Consider the following 22,512-nt stretch of genomic DNA (forward strand, 5'->3'; position numbering starts at 1 on the left):
TATGAGTACCCAGTCAGGCTGCTTTGAGGATTGCGCCCTTTGGCACGACGCCAGCGGAATTGAATTGCCACAGCGCGATCAGCAACTTGCGCGCGAGAGCCACTATCATCACGCGGCGGACGCGGCCGCCGTTGGTTCGCACCCGCTCCTCATACCAGAGTGTCAGTTCTGATGTTGGTTGATGTCGCAGCCACAGCCATGCGACTTGGATCATCGTGACGCGCAGCCGTTTATTGCCCGCTTTGGACACCCCTTGCTCTCGGTCCATCGCACCACTTTGCCACGGCGATGGCGCCAGTCCCGCATAGCTGGCGACCTGTCGTCGATTACTGAAGCTGCGGAACAACCCCTCGGCATGAAGCACGCCAGCGAATTCCGGGCCGATACCGCGCAATTGAAGCAGACGAGCGCTGGCCGACGCTGACGCTGGAGCCTCTTCGATCGCCGTGTCTAGTTCCAGCATCGCATCGCGTTCCCGCTCAACGTCTTTGATCTGCCCCAGAACCAACTCCAACCGGTCTAGCTCGCGCTCGATCTCATTCTTGAGATGGCGTGGCAACGGTCGTCCGTCGCCGGTAGTGAGCTCTTCCAACCGAGCCCGCCGGTTGGTGCGCAGCGGCTCGTAGTCGCCCACTCCTTGCGCGAACAGCAGGCCTTTCACTCGGTTAACGTGCCGGATGCGCTCGATCACCAGCGAGCGTCGCTCCCGGCAGATGCGACGGCGGTCTTCGTCTTCGACGCTTGGTACTGCGACCATCGCGCAGACCCTCGGCTCTCCACGTTTATAGGCGAGCAACGTACGGACCAGGGCCTCACCGTCGAGCTTATCCGTCTTCGCACGCCGACTCCGTCGCGAAGCCGCGATCGAGGCTGCATCGACGACGTAACTCTCGATTCCTTCGCACATGAGGCAACGGTGTATCCAGAAGCCGTCCAGTCCAGCCTCCTGAATAACGACCAATGGGTACTGCTTGCCGGTCCGCTCGCGCGCTTTGGCTTGTAACTGCGCGAACCGCTCGAGGAGGACAGGCACATCACCGCCCTTCACCTGGTGCCGCGAAATGCGCTCGCCGCGCCCCGGCAACAGAGACGTCACCAACCAAGTGGAACGGCTCAGCTCCAATGACACAAAGATCGCATTTAACTGAGTGCTGACGGCGGCATGGGATAAACCGGACATGGAGAGCCTCCTTGACGATAAAGCGGGGAGGTCAGTGTGCCTTAACTAGCGCCAACCCGCGCCCATGGGATCTTTTTCCAAGCGGCTGCAGCCGGCGTGGGGCATCGAGGGCAATCTCGCCGGGCTCGAAATTATGGCTGGGTTTGGCCGTGAAGAGGCTGGCGACTTTCGGACGGCGGTGGGGAAAGAGCTGCCGTTCCGGAGCCGCCCGAAACAGGACGTTGCGCGGTCATCTTGGCCTGCCTGGAACCCGCCTGTCTGCATTCCTAGGGGTGAGGCTCGTCTTTGAAATACCTTTCCAAGAGGGCAAACCGGCCAACTCGACTAGTGGCCGAGCGCCTGGGCAGCTCAGGTCATAGCATTTTCGACACTTGCCAAGTCGAGCAACCAAGTTGCGGGCCAATCGCCGCTATCAACTGTTTGACAAAGGACGCTGTAGAAAACCCCGTGAAACTGTTTGTAGGTGCTCCGAGCTATTCGCCAATGGGCCTGCACTGAAACATGAGTGAGTTGTAAGACCGTGGGATCGACGATCCGCGCACACACGAGTTGCCCGCGTTCAATTTCACGCTTTACGCTCAGCGGCGTGACCACGGCGAAGGCATCCCCCGCGATGACGAGAGATTTGCTGATGGCCGGTGATGCAACATCAAACGCAATCTTGATTTTGCATGCCCGGCGGGCCGCCAGCTTTTCCAACATAACGGTCAGGCTTGCCGGAGCGGGCGGCGCCACGAGAGGATAATTCTCAAGCTCCGAAAATGTCACTTCCGAACGGCTGGCGAGGCAGGATCCGGAGCTTCCCACAAGCACCAGATCCTCACGGACGATTTCGGAATGGAAGAGGCGATCGTCGGGCGTCAATCCGCTAAGCAACGCGATATCGATCCGGCCGTGCAGCAATTCGTTCGCCAGCATCGCAGAATCTTCCTCGATAATGCTCAATCTGAGGTTCGGCATTTCGGCGGCCAAGCGGGTGATAAGGCGCGGTCCGATCAGCCCAGCCAAGCCCGGAGGCAACCCGATCTTCGCATGCGCTTCGACGCGCGTCGAAAACGACCGCGCGTTGGCAAGCACGGTTTCGATCTGCTTAAGGGGATGGACGAGGCCGGACCTCAGATAATCGCCTTCTTCGGTAAGCTGCATGCCGCGTGCGACGCGCTTGAACAGCGGCACCCCGAGATCGGTCTCCAGCAATTGCATCTGCCGGCTGAGGGCCGGCTGCGCAATGCCGAGTGAGCGTGACGCTGCATTGAGCGAGCCTTCCTCGGCAATCCGCAGGAAATAGGTTAGGCGGCGCAGTTCCATCAGCAACATATAGCAGATCGGCATACCTACGGCACGAATATTGTAGTGGTGGCATGTGGCAATCGCGCACTAACGAGAAGGACGGGCTCGAAACGAGCCATTTGATGGGAGGCGAGCATGGCGACGAGCGCCGAGTATCGGCTGGGCGATTACGCGTTTCCGCGAGGTTGGTTCGCCGTCGCGCAAAGCGCCGAAGTCGGCCGCAAGCCCATAAATGTCCGCTACTTCGGTCAGGACATGATCCTTTACCGGGGAGCGAGTGGCCGGGTCGTCATGCTCGATGCATACTGCCCGCACATGGGAACCCATCTTGGTAGCGGCCCCCATTCAGCGACGACCACCTCCGATACCTTCATGGAGGGCGACAACATCCGTTGTCCCTTTCATGCCTGGCGCTTCGGTTCCGACGGTGTCTGCAACCACATTCCCTATCACGACGGCCCCATCCCGCCCGCTGCAAAGGTGAACAGCTGGACGGTCGAGGAACGCTACGGAATCGTCTTCTGCTGGCACGACCCTGAGGGATTGCCACCCGATTTCGAAATCGCCGAATTCTCCGAGTGGGGGCGGCCTGGTTGGGCAAGCTGGAGTGAGCTCGAGCTTCTGTGCGATCTCCAGCACCCGATCGAGATTTTCGACAACATGTCCGACGTCACGCACCTGGATCATCTCCACGGCGGCAACGTCACCTCGTACGAAAACGAATACGACGGCCATGTCCTGCATCAGCGTCAAAGCGGAAACACGACCGAGCAAGGCGAAGCCATTTACGCATCGACCCTGACGACACTCGCCGGTTACGTCGGGCCCGGCATCGCATTCGGTCATTTCGTCGAGATCGATGCCAAGCAGATTATCTGCGTCACTCCGATCGAAGACGGCACATGCCGTCTTTGGCAGGCAGCGATGCTGAAAATTCCGCAGGGCCTGACTGCCGAGCAGGCAGACATTGCCCGCCAGCGCCTCAGCTCGTCGATGGGCAACGGGCTGATGCGCGACGGCGAGGTGTGGGCGACGAAGCGCCCGGCCATCAATGTCATGCAGATGCCAGGCGATGGACCGTTTCGGCAATCCCGCATCTGGTACAGCCAGTTCTATAATCCGCGCGAAAAGACAGACGGCATCCTCAAGCGAGCCGGCGGGCGGCAGGTTGCCAAGGGAATGCCGCCATTTACGCCGGGCGCTGCTCAATAAGGCACGTTTTGTAAGTTCTCAGGGCCAACTGGCCCGAAGGGGGATGTTTGGAATATCGCCAACTAGGCACAACAGGCATCACGGTGAGCGCATTCGGCCTCGGCGTGATGACCTATGGCGGACAAACGCCGCAGGACGATGCCATGCGCCAGCTGGATCTGGCGTTCGCTTCGGGCATCACTTTGTTCGACACGGCAGAGAATTACCCGACGCCGCTCAAAGGTGAGACGCAGGGGCGATCCGAGGAAATTCTGGGCAGCTGGATTGCAAGCCGAGGGCTGCGCGAAAAAGTGGTCATCGCTACCAAGGTCGCGGGGCCGAACGGCGCCGGAATGTCTCTGGATTACCTTCGCGGACCGAACCGGCGGCTCGACCGAGCCAATATAGCGGTGGCTATTGACGCCAGCCTGAAGCGCCTCGGAACCGATTGCATCGATCTTTACCAAGTCCATTGGTCCGAGCGCGCGATCACCACGCTCGGACGATCGCGTTACTCGCAGGTTGCGGAAGATCCATTACAAATCTCGATCGAAGAGACCTTGGATGCGCTCGGCGAACTGGTGCGGGCAGGCAAGGTCCGCGCGGTCGGCGTCTGCAATGAGTCTCCTTGGGGCGTGATGCGCTACCTGACAGCGGCGGACCAGGGAGCCGCGCCCCGCGTCGCATCGATCCAGAACGGCTACAGCCTGCTGGATCGCTCTTTCGAGCTGGGACTGGCCGAAGTTTCCATGCGCGAGCAGGTCGGCCTGATCGCCTACTCGCCGCTGGCCGGCGGCACGTTGACCGGAAAATACGGCAGCGCCCCTGCCCCCATAGCCGGCAGTCGCTCAAGCGATTCCGCGGCATTCCTGTCCCGGTTTACCCCGGCGAGGCAAAAGGCGATCGCCGCCTACACGCAGCTGGCGCATGACTACGGTATGGAGCCTGCACATATGGCTCTGGCATTTGCCCGCTCCCAGCCATTCATGACCAGTGTGCTGATGGCAGCGAGTTCTGTCTCCCAGCTCGAGAGCAATCTGGGCGCGATCGATCTCGCCGTACCCAAGGATCTCGCGAAGGCCATAAACGCGGTGCACGACACCCATCCCAATCCCAGATAACCGGACTGAGACGATGAACTTCGGATTGAACGAAGAGCAGGAGCTGCTGCGCGATACCTTTGCTGGCTTTCCAGCAGCCGCTGATGGGAGATGACCATGGCTGACGCACCTCACATGCTCGTCGACATCCAGGGACCGATTGTCATCTGCACGCTCAATCGGCCCGAGAAGCTTAATGCAATGACCCAGGAGATGATGGACATCTTCCGGGAGGCCCTCGCTCTGCTGCGGGATAGCGATGACTTGAAGGTCATGCTGATCCGCGCGACCGGACGCTACTTCTGTGCAGGGGCCGATCTCAAGGGCGGGAAGAAGCCGGCCTCGATGACGGCTCGTGGGATCCGGGAAAATCACCGGCTTGGCGTCTATGGTGTGCGCGCGATCTACGATGAGATGGAGCACATCGAAAAGCCGATCGTCATTGGCCATCATGCCAAGTGCGTCGGCGGCGGATTGGAGCTTTCGCTGGCATGCGATTTTCGTTTCGCGGCCGAGAGCGCATCCTATGCTTTCCCTGAAGGCCTCTTCGGTGTTCTTCCTGCATCCAACGGTGTAAGCCGCTTGACGCGTCTGTGCGGACCGCACTGGGCGCGCTGGCTGATCATGGCCAACAAACCGGCGTCCGCCGATCTCGCGCTCATGATGGGCCTCGTCCACCAGGTCTTTCCCGATGAGATGTTCGAGCAGGACCTGATGGAATTCTGCCGCCACCTCGCCAGGCAAAACGGCGAACAGATGGGCGCTGCCAAAGTGGCCATCGAACTGGCTGCCGAGCTGGGTCGCGATTCAGCGGCGCACGTCGAGCGGATGGCGAACAGCGCCCTGATGCTGAACCCCGACTATCTCGAACGCCTTGAAACCTATCTCGCCGGAGTCGGCTCGAAGGACAAGCTGGCCGATGCGGGCGAACCGGCATGAAGCCGCCCCGGATCACGACCTCTCATTTGGCCGCGCCGCGCGGCATCAAGGATTAACGATGGAACAGGAAATCGACGCAGATCGACCGGTCTCAACGAGGGTCGACGCAGAAGCGCCTGCGGCAAGCCTGACCGTGACCAATGCGGTCATGAGCCGGCGCGCTACCCGCGCGTTCACGGATCAGCCGGTCGCGCTCGAAGTGTTGAAACGCGTGCTGGACAAGGCGCGCTTTGCGCCGTCGGGATGCAACTTCCAGCCATGGGAAGCGACCGTCATCACCGGAACGGCGCTTGGCGAACTGCAAGCGAAGATGCGGCAATTGCCGCCGCAGGATCCCGTGGAATACGTGATACAGCCCGCCGACATCGGCGCCGACTATCTTGCGCGCCTGGCCGAGAACGGCGATCGACAATATACTGCCGAAGGTATCGCCCGCGACGATGCAGCCGGCCGTCAGGCTTCGGTAATGCGCAATTACTGCGGGTTTGGCGCCCCGGTCCTGATGCTCTGCTACTTCCCTCGAGTCATGGGGCCGCCGCAGTGGTCGGACATCGGCATGTGGCTCCAAACCGTGATGCTGCTTTTGCGGGAGGAAGGGCTGGATAGCTGCCCTCAAGAGTTCCTCTCCCTCTACGCCCGGGTTATCAAGGACCACATCGGCGTCAGTGATGAAACTCACATCTTCTTCTGCGGCCTCGCCATAGGCCACGCCGACCGGACCGCACCGGTCAACAATTTCGAACGGCCGCGCGTCCCCCTGGACCAGCAAGTTCGCTTTGTCGGTTTTTGAACCGGCCAATTACCGTCACGGGAGGAATGAGAAATGGAATTTGACGTCGCGCGCTGGCGGGGACCGGTCCTGCCACTATCGCCTGAGGAGCTTGCCGATCGTCACGCGGTTGGACAGCTCTGCAAGATCTACGCGCTGGGAATGGACCTTCGCGACTATGACCTGGCACGCAGCGCGTTCACGGACGAGGCGAAGATCCAAGGAAAGGCCGGGCTTGAACCGGTCGATGAAAGCCTGCCTGCAACGTATGCCGTTGCCTCCAGCTTCAAGGCCACCCAGCACGTGATAGCAAACCAGTACGTCGCTCTGAACGGCAACGAGGCGACCGTCTGGAGCTATGGCGTCGCCCATCACAAGGTTGCCAAGGGTGAGGAACGAGACGAAATCATCGCCGGCGTCCAGTACCGCGACACCTGCCGGCGTTATCCCGATGGCTGGCTCATCGTCGAGCGCGCCATCGCCAATCAGTGGGTGGACATGCAGCCGCGCGTCTCGAAGATCTGACGGTCCCGAGGCCCATTGGTCGGGCCTCAACGTTACAGGTCTGCCGATGTATGGCGATCCGCTTGGCTGTGATGTTGGGAGTGGAGTTGTTTCGCCATTTTCGTTAGGGCGATCCATGGAACAGGCTCTTCTCGTCGTCGACATCCAGCCAAGCTTCAATCCGCCGGAATGGCAAGTCGAGGGCGTCTCTCACGTTGCCCGTACAATGCGCTCGGTCGCCACGGTCGAGCACCATGACGAAACCATCACGCCGTTCTGGAAGCAACTGGGCTGGAAACCGGCGCCGGACGATCAATCGCTGGTCGTGACGGACAGAGTATTTGTGAAGCATGGCTACTCGCCGCCACCCGAACTGATCCGCTATCTGAAAGACGCAGGCGTCGAGCGCGTTCTGGTCTGTGGCATCCAGGCCGATACATGCTGCCTTGCTGCGGGTTTCATGTTGTTCGATGCCGGCCTGCATCCCACGATGCTCAAATGGCTGACCGTTGGTTCTTCGCTGGATCGGTCCGCCGGACTGGGGGCCCGGCTTTGGCGACACCACTTTGGTCAAGGCTCGGTGCTGGAAACCCCTCAGGAACTCGAAGCTATCATGCGGAGATGAACTTCCAGCGCCGGCCGTCAGTCAATTCCGCAGCATGCGCGCGCATAGCAGGCATCCGATTCCGGACACTCCGATAACGACGGCCATCGGCCATGGGGTGCCATCCGCGAAGGCGCCCACAAGAGCCGATCCGAAGATACCTGAGCCATATTGGATGGCGCCAACAAGTGCCGATGCTGCCCCTGCATATTCGGGATGATCGGCAAGCGCGCCGGCGACCGAGTTTGCCACGATCCACCCCGTGACCGAAACGAATGCGAACAGCGGTACCGCGAGCCCAAGAACTCCGCCCCAATCGTTCGCCGTGTTGATGGCGACGGCCACACCGGCCAGCGCGGCGATGGTCGCGCCTACGGTCAACATCCGCCGCACGCCGTGACGCTGGACCAGCTTCGCATTGGCGAAGTTGAACGCCATGATCCCGAGGATGCCGGCTCCGAAAATGAGGCCGTAATATTGCGCCGGAACATGGTGGTAGGCGATATAGGCGAAGGGCGAGCCGGCGACATAGGCAAAGGTGCCGGCGTAGTAGAAACCGCCCGAGGCGGCATAGGCGAGCAATCGCCGCTGGCGCAGCAGAAAGCCATAGCGCGAGAGGGCGCGGGTCAGCGCTTCACTGCTGCGCCGCTCAACTGGCAGGGTTTCGGGCAGCGTCAGCACGGCCCAGAAAGTCAGAATGCCAACTGCAACGAGCGTCCAGAAGATGGTGCGCCAACCCGCGATTGCCAGGATCTGTCCGCCCAGGATCGGCCCGAGGAGCGGTGCGATGGCCATCACGATCATCAACGTGGAGAGCATCTGCGGGGCGCGGGTACCGGCATAGAGATCCCGCACCATGGCCCGTGCCAGTACGACGCCCGCACAAGCTCCGGCCGCCTGGACCAGACGACTGGCGATCAGGACAGCCGCACTGTCCGCCACGGCACATCCGGCTGACCCGATCACGAAGAGCACGATGCCGATCGCCACCGGCAGCCGCCTGCCGAACCGGTCTCCAATCGGCCCCCAGAACAATTGCCCCAGGCTAAAGCCGATCAGATAGCCGGTGATGGTGAACTCCATCGACCCGGCATTCGAATGAAGTGCGGCCGCCATGGTCGGCAATGCCGGCAGATAAAGGTCGGTCGAGATCGACGCGAAGCCCAGCAGCAGCGAGAGGATGCCGAGCACCCGCAGAGGATGCTGCTCGGTTTCGGCGTGGACTGCGATAGCCTGTGTCATGCCGGCATTGCCCGAGGTCATGCCGCTTCCGGGGGACCGGCGAGGTATTCTTCGTCGGTAACCTTTTCCATCCAGATGACGTTCTTGCCGTCGAGCGCCTCCTGAATGGCGATATGGGTCATCGCGGTCGTCGGCGTGGCGCCGTGCCAGTGCTTGTGGCCGGGCGGGCACCAGATCACGTCACCGGCGCGGATCTCGACGATCGGCTCACCCTCGCACTGTGTCCAACCGCAGCCGGCCGTCACCAGAAGGGTCTGGCCGAGCGGATGGGTATGCCATGCCGAGCGGGCGCCCGGCTCGAAGGTCACGGCCGCGCAGGATACACGTGCGGGCTCCGGCGGGGCATTGAGGGGATCGATCCGAACGGTTCCGGTGAAGAACTCTTCGGGGCCCTTTTGCGAGGGCTGCGATCCAGCGCGCTTCAGATACATGGGTGGTTCCTTTCAATGGGGGGATTTGATGCCGGGTACTCAGCGGGTTGCCGGCGGGCAGGCATCGGCGCCCTTGCCCGGCTTGCTGCACAGCATGACGGCGTCGGTCTCGATCAGACGGAGCGAACGGACCATGGTCCCTGTCCCGGACTTGTACTTGAGGAAGTGCGGCGTCTTCAGGTGCGCTTCGTATGCGGCCTGATCGGCGTAGACTTCGAGGATGCGGATCTGGTTCGGGCTGCCTTTCACCGCGACTGCATTGAGCGCGAGCACGCCCAGTTCGATCCGCACGGAAGCTTCTATCTCTTCGGTCAGCAGTGCCGTGTAGGCATCGAGCTGCGCCGGATCGATTTCCAGTTCCGCCATGCGCACAACAGGTGCGGTTGAGGTCTGTGCCATGGCAGTTCCTCCGATTGCCAGAAGCATCGGCGCGATCAGAGCCCTGATCACGCCAAACGCCGAGCGCATGGTGTCAGACACCGACTTCCTCGAACACCTTCTTGACGATCGGAAGCGCCGTCATCGCCGGCGGCCAGCCCGCGTAGAACGCCAGGTGCGTGATCGTTTCGATGATCTCGTCGCGCGTCACGCCGTTCTCGAGCGCCTTCTTGAGATGGAAAGGCATTTCGTTGATCCGGTACATCGAAATGAGGCTGGTGATCGTCACCAGACTGCGGTCGCGCGGCGAGAGGACGGGGTTCTCCCAGACGTCGCCGAACAGCACCTTGTCAGTGATCTCGGCAAGGTGCGGGGCGATATCGCCGAACGACTTGCGGGCATTGGTCGGTTCAATGGCCATTGTGGTTTCTCCAGCTAAGGCCGGCCAGGGCATGGCGGCGGCCAGTGACATCATCAGGGCCGTTCGGCGCGTCATTTCCGGGGCGAGCGTCACGGCAGACTATCTCAATGCGCTGTGAATCCGCCATCGACGGGCAGCGCCACGCCGACCACGAAGCTGGCACCGGGGCTGCAGAGCCACAGCGCGACGGCAGCGACCTCGTCGGCGCGACCAAGGCGGCCGATCGGCTGCTCACGCATGATCGCCTCCATGGCTTCGGCCTGTCCGACCAGCATGTCGGCCACCATCGGTGTCTCGATCACACCGGGGCAGACCGCGTTGATCCGCACGCCGCGCGGCGCATATTCCATAGCCGCGCTCCTGGTCATGCCGATCACGCCGTGCTTGCCCGCATGGTAGGCTGCGCGCTGCGGCAAGCCGACCAGTCCGCCGAGCGAGGAACAATTGACAATGGCGCCGCTTCCCTGCGCGCGCATCTGCTTGAGTTCGTGCTTCATGCAGGCCCAGACGCCGCGCATGTTCACCCCGTTTACCAGATCGAAGTTTGCGGCTGTCTCATCCGCCGCATCGCTCGGGTCGATCTGGATACCGGCGTTGTTGAATGCCATGTCGAGCCGGCCGAAAGTATCGACCGTGCGCGCAACCATGGCTTCCACCTGGGCTTCATCCGAAACATCGCAAAGCACGCCGAGCACCCGGTGGCCCGCCGAAACAAGCTTTTCGGTTTCCGCGTCGAGCGCGGCCTGATTGACGTCGGCCAGCACGACGGCAGCGCCCGCTTCGGCGAAGGCCCGGGCGGCTGCCAAACCCATGCCGGAAGCGGCTCCGGTTACAAGGGCAACCTGGCCGGAAAAATCGTAAGTCAGTGTCATGATCGTGTTCCTCGCCTCACGCTTCGAGCGTGGCGTTGTCGATGACGAAGCGATATTTGACGTCGCTGCGCTGCATCCGGTTGAAGGCTTCGTCGATTTTCTGGATCGGGATCATCTCGATGTCGGCCACGACGCCGTGCTTTGCACAGAAGTCGAGCATTTCCTGGGTCTCGGCGATGCCGCCGATCAGCGATCCGGCAATCGAGCGGCGACGGAAGATCAGTGCGCCGACGCTCGGGCTGGGATGCGGATGCTCCGGCACCCCGACCAGCGTCATGGTGGCGTCGCGCTTCAGCAAGGCAGTGAAGGCGTCGAGATCGTGGCTGGCGGCGACAGTGTTCAGGATGAAATCGAAGCTGCCTGCATGCGCGGCCATTTCATCGGCGTTGCGTGAAACAACGACCTCATCCGCGCCGAGATCCAGCGCGGCTTCGCGCTTGTTCTCTGACGTGGTGAAGGCAACGACATGCGCGCCAAGGGCATGGGCGAGCTTCACCCCCATGTGCCCGAGACCGCCGATGCCGACGATACCGACCTTCTTGCCGGGCCCTGCATTCCAGTGACGCAGGGGCGACCAGGTGGTGATGCCCGCGCAGAGCAGCGGTGCAACGGCGGCCAGCTGCTCCTCGGGATGTTTGATCTTCAGGACGAACTTGTCGTTGACGACGATCGACTGCGCATAGCCGCCCGAGGTATGGCCGGGCGCGTCGCCGGTTACGCCGTTGTAAGTCCCGACAAATCCGCTGTCGCAATATTGCTCCAGCCCTTCCTCGCACGAGGAGCAATGCTGGCAGCTATCCACCATGCAGCCCACGCCAACCGTGTCGCCAACGGCGAACGCGGTAACGGCGCTACCAATGGCAGTGACGTGGCCGACGATTTCGTGTCCGGGCACGCAAGGGTAGAGCGTTCCCGCCCATTCGCCGCGAACCTGGTGAAGATCCGAATGGCAAACGCCGCAGAAGGCTATCTCGATCGCGACATCGTGCGCCCCCGGTTCACGGCGCTCGATCAGCATGGGTTCGAGGGGCTTGTCGCCGGAATAGGCGCCGTAGGCTTTGGTGACCATGCGGGGTTTTCCTCATCAAAGGTTGCGTGGGGGGCGCGAGCACCGCCGCCTGACGTCCTTCAAATAGAGGCTTTCGCGCTGCAGGATTAGCCCAAGACAGGTCCATGCGTCGTTGAGCGTTTCTCAACACTGAGGGGGGGGAACCTTGCTGGTTCAGAGCCCCAGCGGACGCAGTTCCCGAATGAGGTCGATCAGCAATCGCAGTCCCGAGGGAAGCTGATGCCGGCTTGAATAGTAGATGTGATAACCGGGGCCCGGCGAAGCCCATTCTTCCAGGACCCAGCGCGCCTGGCCGGCTTCGACATAGGGCGCAATCAGCGGCTCGGGACCGTACATAAGACCGGCGCCGCCAGCGAGCAGCGAGAGAATCAGGGGGCTGTCGTCGAGCGTCAGTGCGCCCGGCACATCCACCTCGACCTCTTCGCCATCCCGTTCGAACTCCCAGCGGTAGATCCGGTCGTCACCGAGGCGGAAGCGCAGGCAGCGATGATCCTTGAGATCTGCCGGAGTCAAAGGGGTACCATGCTTTTCGAGATAGGCAGGGGAACCAGCAACGACCCAGCGAATATCGGCGGAGAGCCGCTGGGCAATCATGTCTTCGGGGACAGTGCCGCCGTAGCGGATCCCGGCATCAAAACCGCCCTCGATGACGTCGATCAAGCGATTGCTGGCCGAAATGTCGATCTCGACGTCGGGATAGCGATCGACAAACACCGGCAGTACCGGGGCCAGCAGAAGGAGCGCGGCATCGGTGGGAACATTCAGCCGGATGCGCCCCGTCGGGGCATCTCGGTAGCGGTTCAGTATGTCCGCCGCCTGAGAGATCGCCTCGAACGGCTCCGCGATCGCTGCCTGTAGCTCCGCACCCGCCGCCGTCAGGGTGACACTGCGATTGGTACGGTTGAGGAGCCTGACCCCAAGGCGGGTTTCCAGGCCTTTGAGTGCATGACTAAGCGCCGAGGCGCTGACGCCAAGCTCCAGCCCTGCCAAGCGGAAACTGCGATGCCGCGCAATGGCAAGAAAATAGGAAAAATCCGCTAGGTCCGATCGCCCGATCTGCATGATCCGGCTTGTGCGCGGCGCATCCCTCAATTGCAATGGTCCCTTCTCACGCCTTGAGGTGCCGCCGACGTTCCAGGTCGGAACGATCTCCTGATAACGCACCGCGGGGTGATTATCTCATGAGCGCTGCTCAAAACGGCGCACCGCATGGCCCTCACGGCTAAAGGAGTTGCAGCGAAGACAGGGGCCGGTCGCCGAGCGCCATGTTCCAATAGGGTCGATGGCCGAAACCGCGGCTGTGCGCCCCTTCAAGACCCTTGGCGCTCGCTTTGGCGATCCTGGAAGCAGCCTGTCCGCTATCTTTCGCCGGCGGTGTCGATCAGCGTCTAGCTGTGTCAATCAGTGGTTGACATACGGCGCTGTGTCGCCTATGACTTGACACGTGGAAATCGAAAGCATCACTCACAAACCACTTCGCAAGATGTTCACCACTGGGTTGACCAAAGGCGTTATCGAGCATCGTCGTGTGATCAACATGCTTCAATACATCGTGGATGCGGGTTCGTTTGATGAACTCGCGATTCCCCCAAATTTTGGCTTCCACCCGCTTACCGGTGAGCGGACAGGTACTTTTGCCATGACCGTCACCAAGAACTGGCGGCTGACTTTCACTAAGGTTGACGAAACAACCATCGCCGACCTCGATCTGGAGGATTATCACTGATGGCTCTGCAGATGCATTCTTCGCTCCGTGTCCATGCCGGGGTTTGGCTCAAGGAAGAGATTGTGGATCCTTCCGGCTACACGACTAAGGATCTGGCGAAGCACTTTGGTGTTTCGCGCCAAGCTCTCAGCACCCTGCTGAACGGGCATTCGTCGATTTCGGCCGACATGGCGATCCGCTTCGAAAAGGCATTCGGGATCAAGGCCGATACGCTGCTTCGCATGCAGTCGGCCTATGACCTCGCTGGCGCACGCGCGCATGAAGATGAGATCAAGGTAGAACGGATTGCTGAAGCAGCTTAGCGCCCATTCCGGTCGCTTAGCGGGCATTTTGAGAATCCTGTCAGCCGACACTTGGCCCTTCAGGGTAACGCACCCGGAAATGGCCAAACTCCTGTCGTCTGGCGCTTTAGCTTGGTTCGCCGGCTATCTGACATTACTCGAGCGGCAGCTTCATATTGTTGATGATGAACTGCGCCTGCTTGCTGGAACAACCGGATCGCTGATAGCGACGGCTGCTGGGCGAAATGAGTTGAATCTGGGGGTATTATGAAAGGCAATTTTGTTGGTGGCCGCTTGAAGGTCGCTGTATTTGCGTTGGCTGGTGCAATCTCAGCGCTGTGCGCCGTTCCAAGCTTTGGACAGGACAATGAGTATCCATCAGCAGTCGCGAAGTTTCAGCGGATTTGTTTAACGGCGGGAGTCGCTTCAGCTGACAGGCTGGCAGCCGTGACGGTAGAATCTGGTTGGCGAGAGGATCATTCGGTCACCATTGATATCCCTAAAATTGGTATTTCTCCAACGATTGATCACAACTATTCGTTCAACGATGTCACTAGCGCACGGCAGTGGTCCGGCGATATTGATGGGCGCAGAGCCCATATTATTCTCGCAACATTCGCGGGAAAGCCGCGCTATGAAAACCTGTGCGCATTGATACTCGACGGGCCGAAGAACGCTATACCGTATGGGGGCGAACTAAAAGCAGCGTTCAAGGCATTTGGTATTGGCGGTAAGAGCGTCGACCTGCCCCACTACTATGAGTTTGCTGGCAAGATCGGCTCCGACAATCATCCTGTTAGGGGTGAGATTTTTAGCCGCTCGCTGAGTGGTTCTTCGAAGCAGACGACACACATTTACGTTGCTTACTGAAAATGAAGATCAACGTCGGGTGCGTCACATTAGATGAAGCACCCGACATTCTTGTCATTCTGCAGATCGTGGATGCTCCGGGTTCCAATAATGGCGACAGCTTCCGATCTGCGACTTTGGATCAGGAGCGTGCTATCCCGCCATTCCAGTTTCGGGTGACCGTCAAGGCCCGGCCAATGCCCGGAACGGCGGAGACTAACGCCGAGCCGGTTTCAGAGTAAATCCTTGAAAGTCGGTCGGTTGGCTTCGCGCCCGTTCCGGTCAACCCCACGCTGGACGGAGGAGCCTGATACCTACCGTTGGCGGAAATCACCTGATTGCCGGATGTCGGTTTAGCTCCGCAGGCAAGATGGAAGCAGGCGCAACGTAGCCTGCTCGATCATTCTGACGCGCTCAATCAAAGCGATGGACCACGGGGCGTTGTCAAGCTCGTCGCAATCGAACGAGTGGTGAAAATCTTCGGGGTATCGAGAATAAAATTTCGCGTCGTTTATGATCTTTCGCCCACGGCGTTTACGGATCAAGTCAGGATGGGTGCGGAAGTTAGGATTCTCCAGCCGATTTTCGTCAGCTACTAGGTCAAGGTAATCCTTTTTCGTCCATGTTCCTGGAACATAGGCGATCTTGGAACGCGTATAACCTCCCGTGCTGATGCGGTTTGCTATATAGGCACAGATTCTCTTGTTGAGATAGGAAAAGCCGTTCGGCTGTTCCGGCTTCGACCCTTCTTCCTCAAGCCAACAGCCGGGTTCTCCTTTCCAGAAAAGTGTCAATGCCGTCGCCACGTCGCATTCAGGCTGCCGAACAATCCAGTCCAACAAATAGAGGGGCTCGCTCCAGTTAGAGCGGATTTCGACCGGTATGAATCGGCAGGGATTCCCTACGATAGCGTTTTGTGATTCATAATCCGTGCTGGTGAAGGAGGCTGGCATGGATGGGTCACCCGCTTTCGATGGATTTGCGCTCGCGGCTTTTGGCAGCGATCGATAACGGATTGAGCTGCCGGGCGGCGGCGGCGCGATTTGGCGTTGCCCCCTCGACGGCGATCCGTTGGCATGCGCTTCGGCGCGACACGGGCGCCTTTGCCGCCAAACCGCAAGGCGGTGACGTGCGTTCGCGCCGGATCGAGGAGCGAGCGGCGGAAGTCCTCTCTGTCTGGGAGGCGCGGAAGGACATTTCGCTGGAAGAACTACGGGTGGAGCTGGCCGCAGCCGGACTGATCGTCTCGGTAGCGGGACTTCATCGGTTTTTCGTGCGTCGGGGCATGACGCGCAAAAAAAGACTGGCCATGCAATCGAGCAGGACCGTCCCGACGTCCTGAAGCAGCGGCATGATTGGTTCGAGGGGCAGGTCGATCTCGAACCAGGACGCCTGGTCTTCATCGATGAAACTTGGACCGCCACCAACATGACCCGCAGCCACGGCCGCTGTGCCAAAGGCAAGCGACTGCGGATGGGTTTCCCTCACGGGCACCGCAAGACCACCACGCTGGTCGCGGCTCTGCGCATGACGGGCATGGTCGCGCCGATGGTACTGGACGGTCCCATCAACGGCGATTGGTTCGAGGCCTACGTGGCCCAGGTTCTCGTGCCTGAACTGCGGCCCGGTGACGTCGTCATCATGGACAATCTATCGAGCCATAAGCGTCCGGCTGTCCGGGATCGGATCGAAGCAGCAGGTGCGACACTGCGCTTCCTTCCGCCCTACAGCCCGGACTTCAATCCGATCGAGAAGGCCTTCTCCCGCCTCAAGGCCTTGCTCCGGAAAATCGGCGAGCGAACGGTTAGCGGTCTGTGGAGCCTCATCGGCAAGCTCGTCGACATCTTCCAACCCGCCGAATGCGCCAATTATTTCAGCTCTTGCGGATATGATCCAGACTGATCGAAATCCGCTCTAAAATCCAGTGCGACCCGGTGCCAATCATCCGGGTTAGTGCCTTCAAGCCATGTGATGTTGGCGGCGAGACAATTGCGCTCGTCTTCGTTCAATCCATCCATCGTTGCACTAACTCCTCAAGGATCGGTGCTTGTAGGCCGGTAACATTAAACATTCGTTCTGCTATAAATCGCGCTACCTCCGACACCGATCACATGAGGGGCGGTGGCAATTGCCTGATTATCGGTTTGGTTCTATCGGGCAGGCACTATTCTCACCGCTTGGTCGCAATAGTCGACTGTGCCCGTTTCCATCGGCCAAGCCTCCATCTTCACCGTTAGAAACGTAGGAAGCCGAGCCGTATCGCTATCCGCGAGATGGTGCTCTGCGGCTTGGCAAAAGCGCAGAAAGACGAGGTCAGAGGCGAGTTTTTGCGTGGTGCTGATCGTATCGGCCCGATCCTTCCAGCTCTCACCCGCCGCATACCTTCGTTCGTAAATAGAGCCAACGGATTCCATTCCGACAAGCTTGGGCTTGGGATTGATCCAGGCAGGACTAGAGTGCGGACAGTCTGGCAACCGTGCCAATGCGCGCGCTCTGTTGAGCCTCTCTACGTAACCCGCCGCTTCGTTGTTAAAAATCGAGAACGTCTTTTCTGCGAACGGGGCTTCCACCGCGCCTTTTGCAAAGGTGACTTCAACGGTCATGTCGAGATCGGGCGTGTTGCGGTGCACGAGGTATAGGATCATCGCGCTCATTTTGCCCTCGATCGACCCGTCGCGCGCGTTCTTCATCGCGGCATTAATGGACGGCCACCGATCAATATGAAAGTCGGCCACCGGCCTTTCGATCAGCGATACAAGCAACGGATCATCGGAAACATTTATGGCGTGGTGTAATAGAATCTCTGCTTCCGGCAACGGCCTTCGCTCAACCAGTTTGCGAAACTGCTGCTGAAATTCTTGTCGCTCGGCATCGTTCATTGCCCCGGGATAGCCGACCATCTTTAATAATCGGTGGCTACCGAAAATCGCATCAGCCTGTCCGAAAGCGCGCGGGCTGACCAGTTTCCAGCGACCTCGTCCTATGGCAGCTATCTTGGGCCGCCCACCGCAAACCTGTCAGTCTCTTTCCGGCCACAAGCCGACATTCTCGCTCACTTGAAATTCCGCCCCTTCCCGAACGTGTCGATGTGAAGGTCCGGGATCAGTATGTCGCGGGCTGCTGGGTGCTTATCGACTGGATCGCGCGAATCTGGTCCGCCGCCATTCTTCGCCCCATCGCCACACCTAAAGGGCAGCGGAAATCCTTCGCTCGCAGTTTCGCGCTCACGCCCCACTGTAGACAGCGCCGGTGTCAGATCGGTCAGCTTCTTCGCGATCACATGGATCACCTCGCCCTCGCGCTGGACCACGCCTTCGACGCCCAGCATTCGTGCGCCCATGACGATCCGCCGGTTTTCCTCGAACATGCGGGGCCAGACGATGAGGTTGGCGATGCCAGTCTCGTCCTCGATAGTGATGAAGAGCACGCCCTTGGCAGAGCCGGGCCGCTGCCGCACCAGCACCAGGCCGGCGAGCGAGACGCGGCGACCGTCGCGAATGGCCTCTAGCGAACGGCAGGGTGCGATCTTCCTGGCTTCGAGTTCCTCGCGCAGAAATGCGACCGGATGGCGGCGCAGGGTAAGACCGACGTGCCCGTAGTCCTCGACCACCTCCCTGCCCTCGGTCATGCCGCGCAGTAGGACGGGCTGCTCGACGATCTCGTGGATGAAGCCATCGGCGCGCGCTTCCATGGCCGCAAAGAGCGGCAACCGCTCGTCGCGCAGCGCCTTGATCGCCCATAGTGCCTCGCGGCGGGCCAGGCGAAGCGAGGGCCGAAACGCATCGGCCTCGGCGAGCCGTCCGAGGGCAGCCACCTGAACATCGGCCCGGCGCCAGAGCTCCTCGACGCTCATGTAAGGCTGGTCCGCTCGCGCGGCGACGATCCTAGCCGCATCGGCCTCCGCAAGCCCGCGCACCATGCGCATGCCAAGACGGACGGCGAAACGGTCATCCTCACCGCTACGCGCCGTAGGTTCGAGCGTACAATCCCAGCGCGACGCATTGACGCAGACCGGCCGGACCTCGACTCCATGCGCGCGCGCGTCGGCCACGAGCTGTGCCGGAGCGTAGAAACCCATGGGCTGGGCATTGAGCAGGCTCGCGCAGAAGACGTCGGGATGCCAGCACTTGAGCCAACAGGATGCATAGGCAATCAGCGCGAAGCTGGCGGCATGGCTCTCCGGAAAGCCGTAGCTGCCGAAGCCTTCGAGCTGGCCGAAGGTCTTCTCGGCAAACTCGGCGGTGTACCCACGCTCGGTCATGCCGGCGACGAGCTTCTCCTTGAACTTCGAGACGCCGCCGGTGAACTTGAAGGTCGCCATGGCGCGGCGCAGCTGGTCCGCCTCGGTCGGCGTGAAGCCCGCGCACTCGATCGCGACCCGCATCGCCTGCTCCTGGAACAGCGGCACACCGAGCGTCTTGCCGAGAACCTTTTCGAGTTCGGGCTTGGGGTAGTGGACCGGTTCCTTGCCGGCGCGCCGTCGCAGATAGGGATGGACCATGTCGCCCTGGATCGGTCCCGGGCGGACGATCGCGACCTCGATGACCAGATCGTAGAACGTGCGCGGCTTGATGTGCGGCAGCATCGCCATCTGCGCGCGGCTCTCGATCTGGAAGGCACCGAGCGTATCGGCCGCTCGAATCATGGCATAAGTGCGCGGATCCTCGGGCGGAATGGAACTGAGATCCATCTCGATGCCCTTGTGCTGGCTGAGGAAATTGAAGCTTCGCTTCATGGCGGTCAGCATGCCGAGGGCAAGGCAGTCGACCTTCATGAACTTGAGGATATCGATATCGTCCTTGTCCCACTCGATGACCTGGCGGTCCGGCATGGCCGCCGGCTCGATCGGCACGAGTTCGTCGAGCCGGTCGTGGGTAAGCACGAAACCGCCCGGATGCTGCGACAGGTGCCGGGGCGTCCCTATAAGCTCACGCGCAAGGTCGATGGCGAGGCGCAGCCGCCGATCCTCGAGATTGAGGTTCAATTCCTTGACGTGGCGGTCCTCGACGCCGTCTTCGCTCCAGCCCCACATCTGGCCGGACAGCGACTTGATGAGATCCTCGGAGAGGCCGAGCGCCTTGCCGACATCGCGGATGGCGCCCTTGGCGCGGTAGCGGATGACCGTCGAACAGAGAGCGGCGTGATTGCGGCCGTAGGTCTCGAAAACCCACTGCATGACGATTTCGCGCCGTTCGTGCTCGAAGTCGACGTCGATATCGGGCGGTTCCTTGCGCTCCTGGCTGATGAAGCGTTCGAACAGCAGATCCGAATACACGGGATCGATCGAGGTTATGCCAAGCACATAGCAGACCGCGCTATTGGCCGCTGATCCCCTGCCCTGGCAGAGGATTTCGCGGCTGCGCGCGAAGCGGACGATCGAATTGACGGTCAGGAAGTACGGCGCATAGCCAAGCTCGCCGATCAGCGAGAGTTCGTGCCGCAGCAGCCTCGCCACCTTGTCTGGGACGCCCTCGGGATAGCGCAGCTCGGCTGCCTCCCAGGTGAGCTTTTCGAGGACCTGCTGCGAGGTCAGGCCGGGGATCGAGGCCTCCTCGGGATACTGGTAGCGCAGTTCGTCCAGTGAGAAGCGGCAACGCTTGGCGATCTCGATCGTGCGCTCCAATGCAGCTTCGTAGCGGCAATGGAGACGGTACATTTCTGCAGCCGGCATAAGGAAGCGGTCGGCATTGGTTTCGCGGCGGGCACCGAGTTCGTCGATCGTGCAGCGATGACGGATACAGGTCATCACGTCCTGCAGCACGCGGCGGTGGGGATGATGATATAGTATGTCGCCGGTGACGACGGTCGCCACACGATGCTGCGCAGCCAGGTTGGACAGCGTATGCAGCCGCATCTGGTCTCCGGGCCGGCGGTGCAGCGTCAGGGCCAGATAGCAACAGCCTGAAAAGATCCGCTCGAAGCGGGCGATGACAGCCGATGCGTCCTCGACTTCGCCGGGCAAGAGGATGGCGAGCAGGCCTTCCGCATAATCGGCGACATCGTCCCAACCGATGAGGCATTTGCCTTTCCCGCCTCGCTGCTTTCCGCGGCTGAGGAGACGGCAGAGATGGGCATAGCCTGTCCGATCCATCGGATAGACGAGCAGCGATTGTCCTTCGATGAGATCGAGACGGCAGCCGACGATCAGCCGGACGCCCGTCGATCGCGCCGCATCGTAGGCGCGTACGATCCCGGCGAGGCTGTTGCGGTCGGTGATCGCCAGCGCCTCCAGGCCATGCGCCTCGGCGGCGGCAAACAGCTCCTCGCAGCTCGACGCCCCGCGCAGGAACGAGAAATGCGAGGCGCACTGGAGTTCGGCATAGCGCATGGCGTCACCGGCCCATCCGGGCCGAATTCTCAGGCAAACAGGGGCAGCGCGGTTTCGGCATCCTGATGCTCGAATCCGGACACCGTCACGCCGACCAGGCGCACGCCCTTCTCGGTCGGGAGCACGAGACGAACGAGCGCGAGGGCTGCATCGCGAAGGTGCGCGTGATTGCGGACAACGCCCGGGAACGTCCGGCTCCGGGTGATCTGCTGGAAATCGGCGTACTTGATCTTCACCGTCACGGTACGGCCGAACGACTGCGCCTTCTCGCACCACGCCCACACATCGTCAGCCTGCCCCAGAACGCCGGCTTCGATCTCGGTGTCCGCCATGAGATCGCGATCGAAGGTGGTTTCGGATCCCGATGACTTGCGTTCGCGGTCGGGATTGACGGGGCGCTCATCGATGCCGCGCGCGATGTGGTAGTACCAGTCGGCCGAGCTCCCGAAATGCTCCTGCAGGAAGCCGAGCGTCTTGGCGCGCAGATCGGCGCCGGTCTCGATTCCGAGCGCCTCCATCTTGCGGGCGGTGACGGGGCCGACGCCGTAGAAGCGTTTGACCGGCAAGCTCTCGACCCAGGCCGCACCCATGTCGGGAGTGACGGCGAACTGGCCGTTGGGCTTCTTCTGGTCGGAGGCGAGTTTCGCCAGGAACTTGTTGTAGGAGATGCCCGCCGAAGCCGTCAGGCCGGTTTCTTCGAGGATCCGGCTACGGATTTCCTTGGCAGTCAGCCAGGCGGTCGCAATGCCTCGCCGATTTGCCGTCACATCGAGATAGGCCTCATCGAGCGAGAGCGGCTGAATGAGATCGGTGTAATCCTCGAAGATCGCATGGATCTGCAGCGAGACTGCCTTGTACACCTCGAAACGCGGCGGCACGAAGATCAGGTGCGGACAGCGGCGAAGTGCCGTGACCGACGGCAGCGCCGAACGCACGCCGAAAGTCCGAGCCTCGTAGCTTGCCGCCGCCACCACGCCCCGCGCGGCCGGATAACCGACGGCAACCGACTTACCTCTAAGGGCAGGATTATCGCGCTGTTCCACCGACGCGAAGAAGGCGTCCATGTCGACGTGAATGATCTTTCGGAGCGCAGAATCGGCCATGGGCCCATATACGCCGGATGGAACATTTAGTGAACACTCTGGCGCGCGGCGAACCTCGAAAACGCCGTCGACCAAACGAACAAGCTTTATCAAACCCGGAGCGGAAGATTTCCAAGTGCAAGTTGGTCCTCGATATTTACCGACGGGCGACGTTCGAAAACATCGGCGAAGATATTGACGGAGTTTTGACCCGGCCGCGATGGCTTGGGTAGACGTTCGCCAGCATGCGATCGTA

General features: G+C 60.9%; 25 protein-coding genes. 12 read left to right on the plus strand and 13 right to left on the minus strand.

Annotated elements, in window-relative coordinates:
- Positions 1–13 precede the first annotated feature (13 nt).
- A complete protein-coding gene (locus tag AC1VVK_RS24730) occupies positions 14–1,180 on the minus strand; it encodes an IS110 family RNA-guided transposase (protein WP_482905801.1) in 1,167 nt (388 codons plus the stop codon).
- Between the two features lie 348 nt (positions 1,181–1,528).
- Positions 1,529–2,497 carry a LysR family transcriptional regulator gene (locus AC1VVK_RS24735; protein ID WP_482905802.1) on the minus strand — a complete coding sequence of 323 codons (969 nt, stop codon included), beginning with the start codon at positions 2,495–2,497 and terminating at the stop codon, positions 1,529–1,531.
- Positions 2,498–2,605: 108 nt separating this feature from the next.
- On the opposite strand from AC1VVK_RS24735, the gene AC1VVK_RS24740 reads away from it, so the two are divergent.
- From AC1VVK_RS24740 to AC1VVK_RS24765, 6 genes are all read left to right on the plus strand, one after another.
- Positions 2,606–3,682 (plus strand): aromatic ring-hydroxylating dioxygenase subunit alpha, encoded by a 1,077-nt coding sequence (locus tag AC1VVK_RS24740; RefSeq protein ID WP_482905803.1) that lies wholly within the window; start codon positions 2,606–2,608, stop codon positions 3,680–3,682.
- A gap of 83 nt (positions 3,683–3,765) precedes the next feature.
- The gene (locus AC1VVK_RS24745) at positions 3,766–4,782 is read left to right on the plus strand and encodes an aldo/keto reductase (protein ID WP_482905804.1); all 1,017 of its coding nucleotides are present in this window, start codon (positions 3,766–3,768) and stop codon (positions 4,780–4,782) included.
- A gap of 114 nt (positions 4,783–4,896) precedes the next feature.
- Positions 4,897–5,700: an enoyl-CoA hydratase/isomerase family protein gene (locus tag AC1VVK_RS24750; RefSeq protein ID WP_482905805.1), complete on the plus strand. Its 804-nt coding sequence runs from the start codon at positions 4,897–4,899 to the stop codon at positions 5,698–5,700.
- 58 nt (positions 5,701–5,758) lie between these two features.
- Positions 5,759–6,490: a nitroreductase gene (locus AC1VVK_RS24755; RefSeq protein ID WP_482905806.1), complete on the plus strand. Its 732-nt coding sequence runs from the start codon at positions 5,759–5,761 to the stop codon at positions 6,488–6,490.
- Positions 6,491–6,523: 33 nt separating this feature from the next.
- Positions 6,524–6,994, plus strand: a complete 471-nt coding sequence (locus AC1VVK_RS24760; protein WP_482905807.1) for a nuclear transport factor 2 family protein — start codon at positions 6,524–6,526, stop codon at positions 6,992–6,994.
- A 115-nt stretch (positions 6,995–7,109) separates the two neighbouring features.
- On the plus strand, positions 7,110–7,598 hold the full coding sequence (locus AC1VVK_RS24765; RefSeq protein ID WP_482905808.1) for an isochorismatase family protein: 489 nt from the start codon (positions 7,110–7,112) through the stop codon (positions 7,596–7,598).
- Positions 7,599–7,619: 21 nt separating this feature from the next.
- Here AC1VVK_RS24765 and AC1VVK_RS24770 read toward each other — a convergent pair whose 3' ends face one another.
- The 7 genes from AC1VVK_RS24770 to AC1VVK_RS24800 all read right to left on the minus strand — a co-directional run bounded on the left by AC1VVK_RS24770 (position 7,620) and on the right by AC1VVK_RS24800 (position 13,154).
- Positions 7,620–8,840 (minus strand): multidrug effflux MFS transporter, encoded by a 1,221-nt coding sequence (locus tag AC1VVK_RS24770; protein WP_482905809.1) that lies wholly within the window; start codon positions 8,838–8,840, stop codon positions 7,620–7,622.
- Complete coding sequence (locus AC1VVK_RS24775) at positions 8,837–9,250, minus strand: (R)-mandelonitrile lyase (RefSeq protein WP_132392899.1); 414 nt, start codon at positions 9,248–9,250, stop codon at positions 8,837–8,839. The genes AC1VVK_RS24770 and AC1VVK_RS24775 overlap by 4 nt, the downstream gene beginning before the upstream one ends.
- A 39-nt stretch (positions 9,251–9,289) precedes the next feature.
- Positions 9,290–9,649, minus strand: coding sequence for a putative quinol monooxygenase (locus AC1VVK_RS24780; protein ID WP_482905810.1), 360 nt, complete (start codon positions 9,647–9,649; stop codon positions 9,290–9,292).
- 73 nt (positions 9,650–9,722) lie between these two features.
- Positions 9,723–10,142, minus strand: a complete 420-nt coding sequence (locus tag AC1VVK_RS24785) for a carboxymuconolactone decarboxylase family protein (protein WP_482905811.1) — start codon at positions 10,140–10,142, stop codon at positions 9,723–9,725.
- A gap of 11 nt (positions 10,143–10,153) precedes the next feature.
- Positions 10,154–10,921 (minus strand): glucose 1-dehydrogenase, encoded by a 768-nt coding sequence (locus AC1VVK_RS24790; RefSeq protein ID WP_482905812.1) that lies wholly within the window; start codon positions 10,919–10,921, stop codon positions 10,154–10,156.
- A gap of 16 nt (positions 10,922–10,937) precedes the next feature.
- Positions 10,938–11,990, minus strand: a complete 1,053-nt coding sequence (locus AC1VVK_RS24795; RefSeq protein ID WP_482905813.1) for an NAD(P)-dependent alcohol dehydrogenase — start codon at positions 11,988–11,990, stop codon at positions 10,938–10,940.
- 153 nt (positions 11,991–12,143) lie between these two features.
- Positions 12,144–13,154: a LysR family transcriptional regulator gene (locus AC1VVK_RS24800; protein ID WP_482905814.1), complete on the minus strand. Its 1,011-nt coding sequence runs from the start codon at positions 13,152–13,154 to the stop codon at positions 12,144–12,146.
- A gap of 280 nt (positions 13,155–13,434) precedes the next feature.
- On the opposite strand from AC1VVK_RS24800, the gene AC1VVK_RS24805 reads away from it, so the two are divergent.
- From AC1VVK_RS24805 to AC1VVK_RS24825, 5 genes are all read left to right on the plus strand, one after another.
- Complete coding sequence (locus AC1VVK_RS24805; protein ID WP_482905815.1) at positions 13,435–13,716, plus strand: type II toxin-antitoxin system RelE/ParE family toxin; 282 nt, start codon at positions 13,435–13,437, stop codon at positions 13,714–13,716.
- A complete protein-coding gene (locus AC1VVK_RS24810; protein WP_482905816.1) occupies positions 13,716–14,018 on the plus strand; it encodes a HigA family addiction module antitoxin in 303 nt (100 codons plus the stop codon). The genes AC1VVK_RS24805 and AC1VVK_RS24810 overlap by 1 nt, the downstream gene beginning before the upstream one ends.
- 79 nt (positions 14,019–14,097) lie before the next feature.
- Positions 14,098–14,268: a hypothetical protein gene (locus AC1VVK_RS24815; RefSeq protein WP_482905817.1), complete on the plus strand. Its 171-nt coding sequence runs from the start codon at positions 14,098–14,100 to the stop codon at positions 14,266–14,268.
- Positions 14,265–14,867, plus strand: coding sequence for a hypothetical protein (locus AC1VVK_RS24820; RefSeq protein ID WP_482905818.1), 603 nt, complete (start codon positions 14,265–14,267; stop codon positions 14,865–14,867). The genes AC1VVK_RS24815 and AC1VVK_RS24820 overlap by 4 nt, the downstream gene beginning before the upstream one ends.
- 2 nt (positions 14,868–14,869) lie before the next feature.
- Positions 14,870–15,088, plus strand: a complete 219-nt coding sequence (locus AC1VVK_RS24825) for a hypothetical protein (RefSeq protein ID WP_482905819.1) — start codon at positions 14,870–14,872, stop codon at positions 15,086–15,088.
- A gap of 111 nt (positions 15,089–15,199) precedes the next feature.
- On the opposite strand, the gene AC1VVK_RS24830 is transcribed toward AC1VVK_RS24825, so the two are convergent.
- Positions 15,200–15,799 carry a DUF4274 domain-containing protein gene (locus tag AC1VVK_RS24830; RefSeq protein WP_482905820.1) on the minus strand — a complete coding sequence of 200 codons (600 nt, stop codon included), beginning with the start codon at positions 15,797–15,799 and terminating at the stop codon, positions 15,200–15,202.
- Positions 15,800–15,801: 2 nt separating this feature from the next.
- Here AC1VVK_RS24830 and AC1VVK_RS24835 point away from each other — a divergent pair.
- Positions 15,802–16,748 (plus strand): IS630 family transposase gene (locus AC1VVK_RS24835; RefSeq protein WP_482903756.1). Its coding sequence is split into 2 segments (ribosomal slippage): positions 15,802–16,138 and positions 16,138–16,748, totalling 948 coding nucleotides; the frame shifts between segments, so codons are not numbered across the junction.
- 248 nt (positions 16,749–16,996) lie between these two features.
- Here the strand turns inward: AC1VVK_RS24835 and AC1VVK_RS24840 are convergent.
- From AC1VVK_RS24840 to dinB, 3 genes are all read right to left on the minus strand, one after another.
- Positions 16,997–17,746, minus strand: coding sequence for a hypothetical protein (locus tag AC1VVK_RS24840; RefSeq protein WP_482905821.1), 750 nt, complete (start codon positions 17,744–17,746; stop codon positions 16,997–16,999).
- 152 nt (positions 17,747–17,898) lie between these two features.
- Complete coding sequence (locus tag AC1VVK_RS24845) at positions 17,899–21,174, minus strand: error-prone DNA polymerase (RefSeq protein WP_482905822.1); 3,276 nt, start codon at positions 21,172–21,174, stop codon at positions 17,899–17,901.
- Positions 21,175–21,203: 29 nt separating this feature from the next.
- Entirely contained in the window at positions 21,204–22,277 is a 1,074-nt protein-coding gene (gene dinB, locus AC1VVK_RS24850; RefSeq protein WP_482905823.1) for a DNA polymerase IV, read from the minus strand.
- Positions 22,278–22,512 lie beyond the last annotated feature (235 nt).

It is taken from the genome of Novosphingobium sp. BL-S-32 (assembly GCF_056857055.1).

What these genes read in the sequence shown, in the direction of transcription:
- AC1VVK_RS24730 (WP_482905801.1), bottom strand. Translation starts at nt 1,180, where the DNA reads ATGTCCGGTTTATCCCATGCCGCCGTCAGCACTCAGTTAAATGCGATC.
- AC1VVK_RS24735 (WP_482905802.1), bottom strand. Translation starts at nt 2,497, where the DNA reads ATGTTGCTGATGGAACTGCGCCGCCTAACCTATTTCCTGCGGATTGCC.
- AC1VVK_RS24740 (WP_482905803.1), top strand. Translation starts at nt 2,606, where the DNA reads ATGGCGACGAGCGCCGAGTATCGGCTGGGCGATTACGCGTTTCCGCGA.
- AC1VVK_RS24750 (WP_482905805.1), top strand. Translation starts at nt 4,897, where the DNA reads ATGCTCGTCGACATCCAGGGACCGATTGTCATCTGCACGCTCAATCGG.
- AC1VVK_RS24755 (WP_482905806.1), top strand. Translation starts at nt 5,759, where the DNA reads ATGGAACAGGAAATCGACGCAGATCGACCGGTCTCAACGAGGGTCGAC.
- AC1VVK_RS24760 (WP_482905807.1), top strand. Translation starts at nt 6,524, where the DNA reads ATGGAATTTGACGTCGCGCGCTGGCGGGGACCGGTCCTGCCACTATCG.
- AC1VVK_RS24765 (WP_482905808.1), top strand. Translation starts at nt 7,110, where the DNA reads ATGGAACAGGCTCTTCTCGTCGTCGACATCCAGCCAAGCTTCAATCCG.
- AC1VVK_RS24770 (WP_482905809.1), bottom strand. Translation starts at nt 8,840, where the DNA reads ATGACCTCGGGCAATGCCGGCATGACACAGGCTATCGCAGTCCACGCC.
- AC1VVK_RS24775 (WP_132392899.1), bottom strand. Translation starts at nt 9,250, where the DNA reads ATGTATCTGAAGCGCGCTGGATCGCAGCCCTCGCAAAAGGGCCCCGAA.
- AC1VVK_RS24780 (WP_482905810.1), bottom strand. Translation starts at nt 9,649, where the DNA reads ATGGCACAGACCTCAACCGCACCTGTTGTGCGCATGGCGGAACTGGAA.
- AC1VVK_RS24790 (WP_482905812.1), bottom strand. Translation starts at nt 10,921, where the DNA reads ATGACACTGACTTACGATTTTTCCGGCCAGGTTGCCCTTGTAACCGGA.
- AC1VVK_RS24795 (WP_482905813.1), bottom strand. Translation starts at nt 11,990, where the DNA reads ATGGTCACCAAAGCCTACGGCGCCTATTCCGGCGACAAGCCCCTCGAA.
- AC1VVK_RS24810 (WP_482905816.1), top strand. Translation starts at nt 13,716, where the DNA reads ATGGCTCTGCAGATGCATTCTTCGCTCCGTGTCCATGCCGGGGTTTGG.
- AC1VVK_RS24815 (WP_482905817.1), top strand. Translation starts at nt 14,098, where the DNA reads ATGGCCAAACTCCTGTCGTCTGGCGCTTTAGCTTGGTTCGCCGGCTAT.
- AC1VVK_RS24820 (WP_482905818.1), top strand. Translation starts at nt 14,265, where the DNA reads ATGAAAGGCAATTTTGTTGGTGGCCGCTTGAAGGTCGCTGTATTTGCG.
- AC1VVK_RS24825 (WP_482905819.1), top strand. Translation starts at nt 14,870, where the DNA reads ATGAAGATCAACGTCGGGTGCGTCACATTAGATGAAGCACCCGACATT.
- AC1VVK_RS24830 (WP_482905820.1), bottom strand. Translation starts at nt 15,799, where the DNA reads ATGCCAGCCTCCTTCACCAGCACGGATTATGAATCACAAAACGCTATC.
- AC1VVK_RS24840 (WP_482905821.1), bottom strand. Translation starts at nt 17,746, where the DNA reads ATGGTCGGCTATCCCGGGGCAATGAACGATGCCGAGCGACAAGAATTT.
- AC1VVK_RS24845 (WP_482905822.1), bottom strand. Translation starts at nt 21,174, where the DNA reads ATGCGCTATGCCGAACTCCAGTGCGCCTCGCATTTCTCGTTCCTGCGC.
- dinB (WP_482905823.1), bottom strand. Translation starts at nt 22,277, where the DNA reads ATGGCCGATTCTGCGCTCCGAAAGATCATTCACGTCGACATGGACGCC.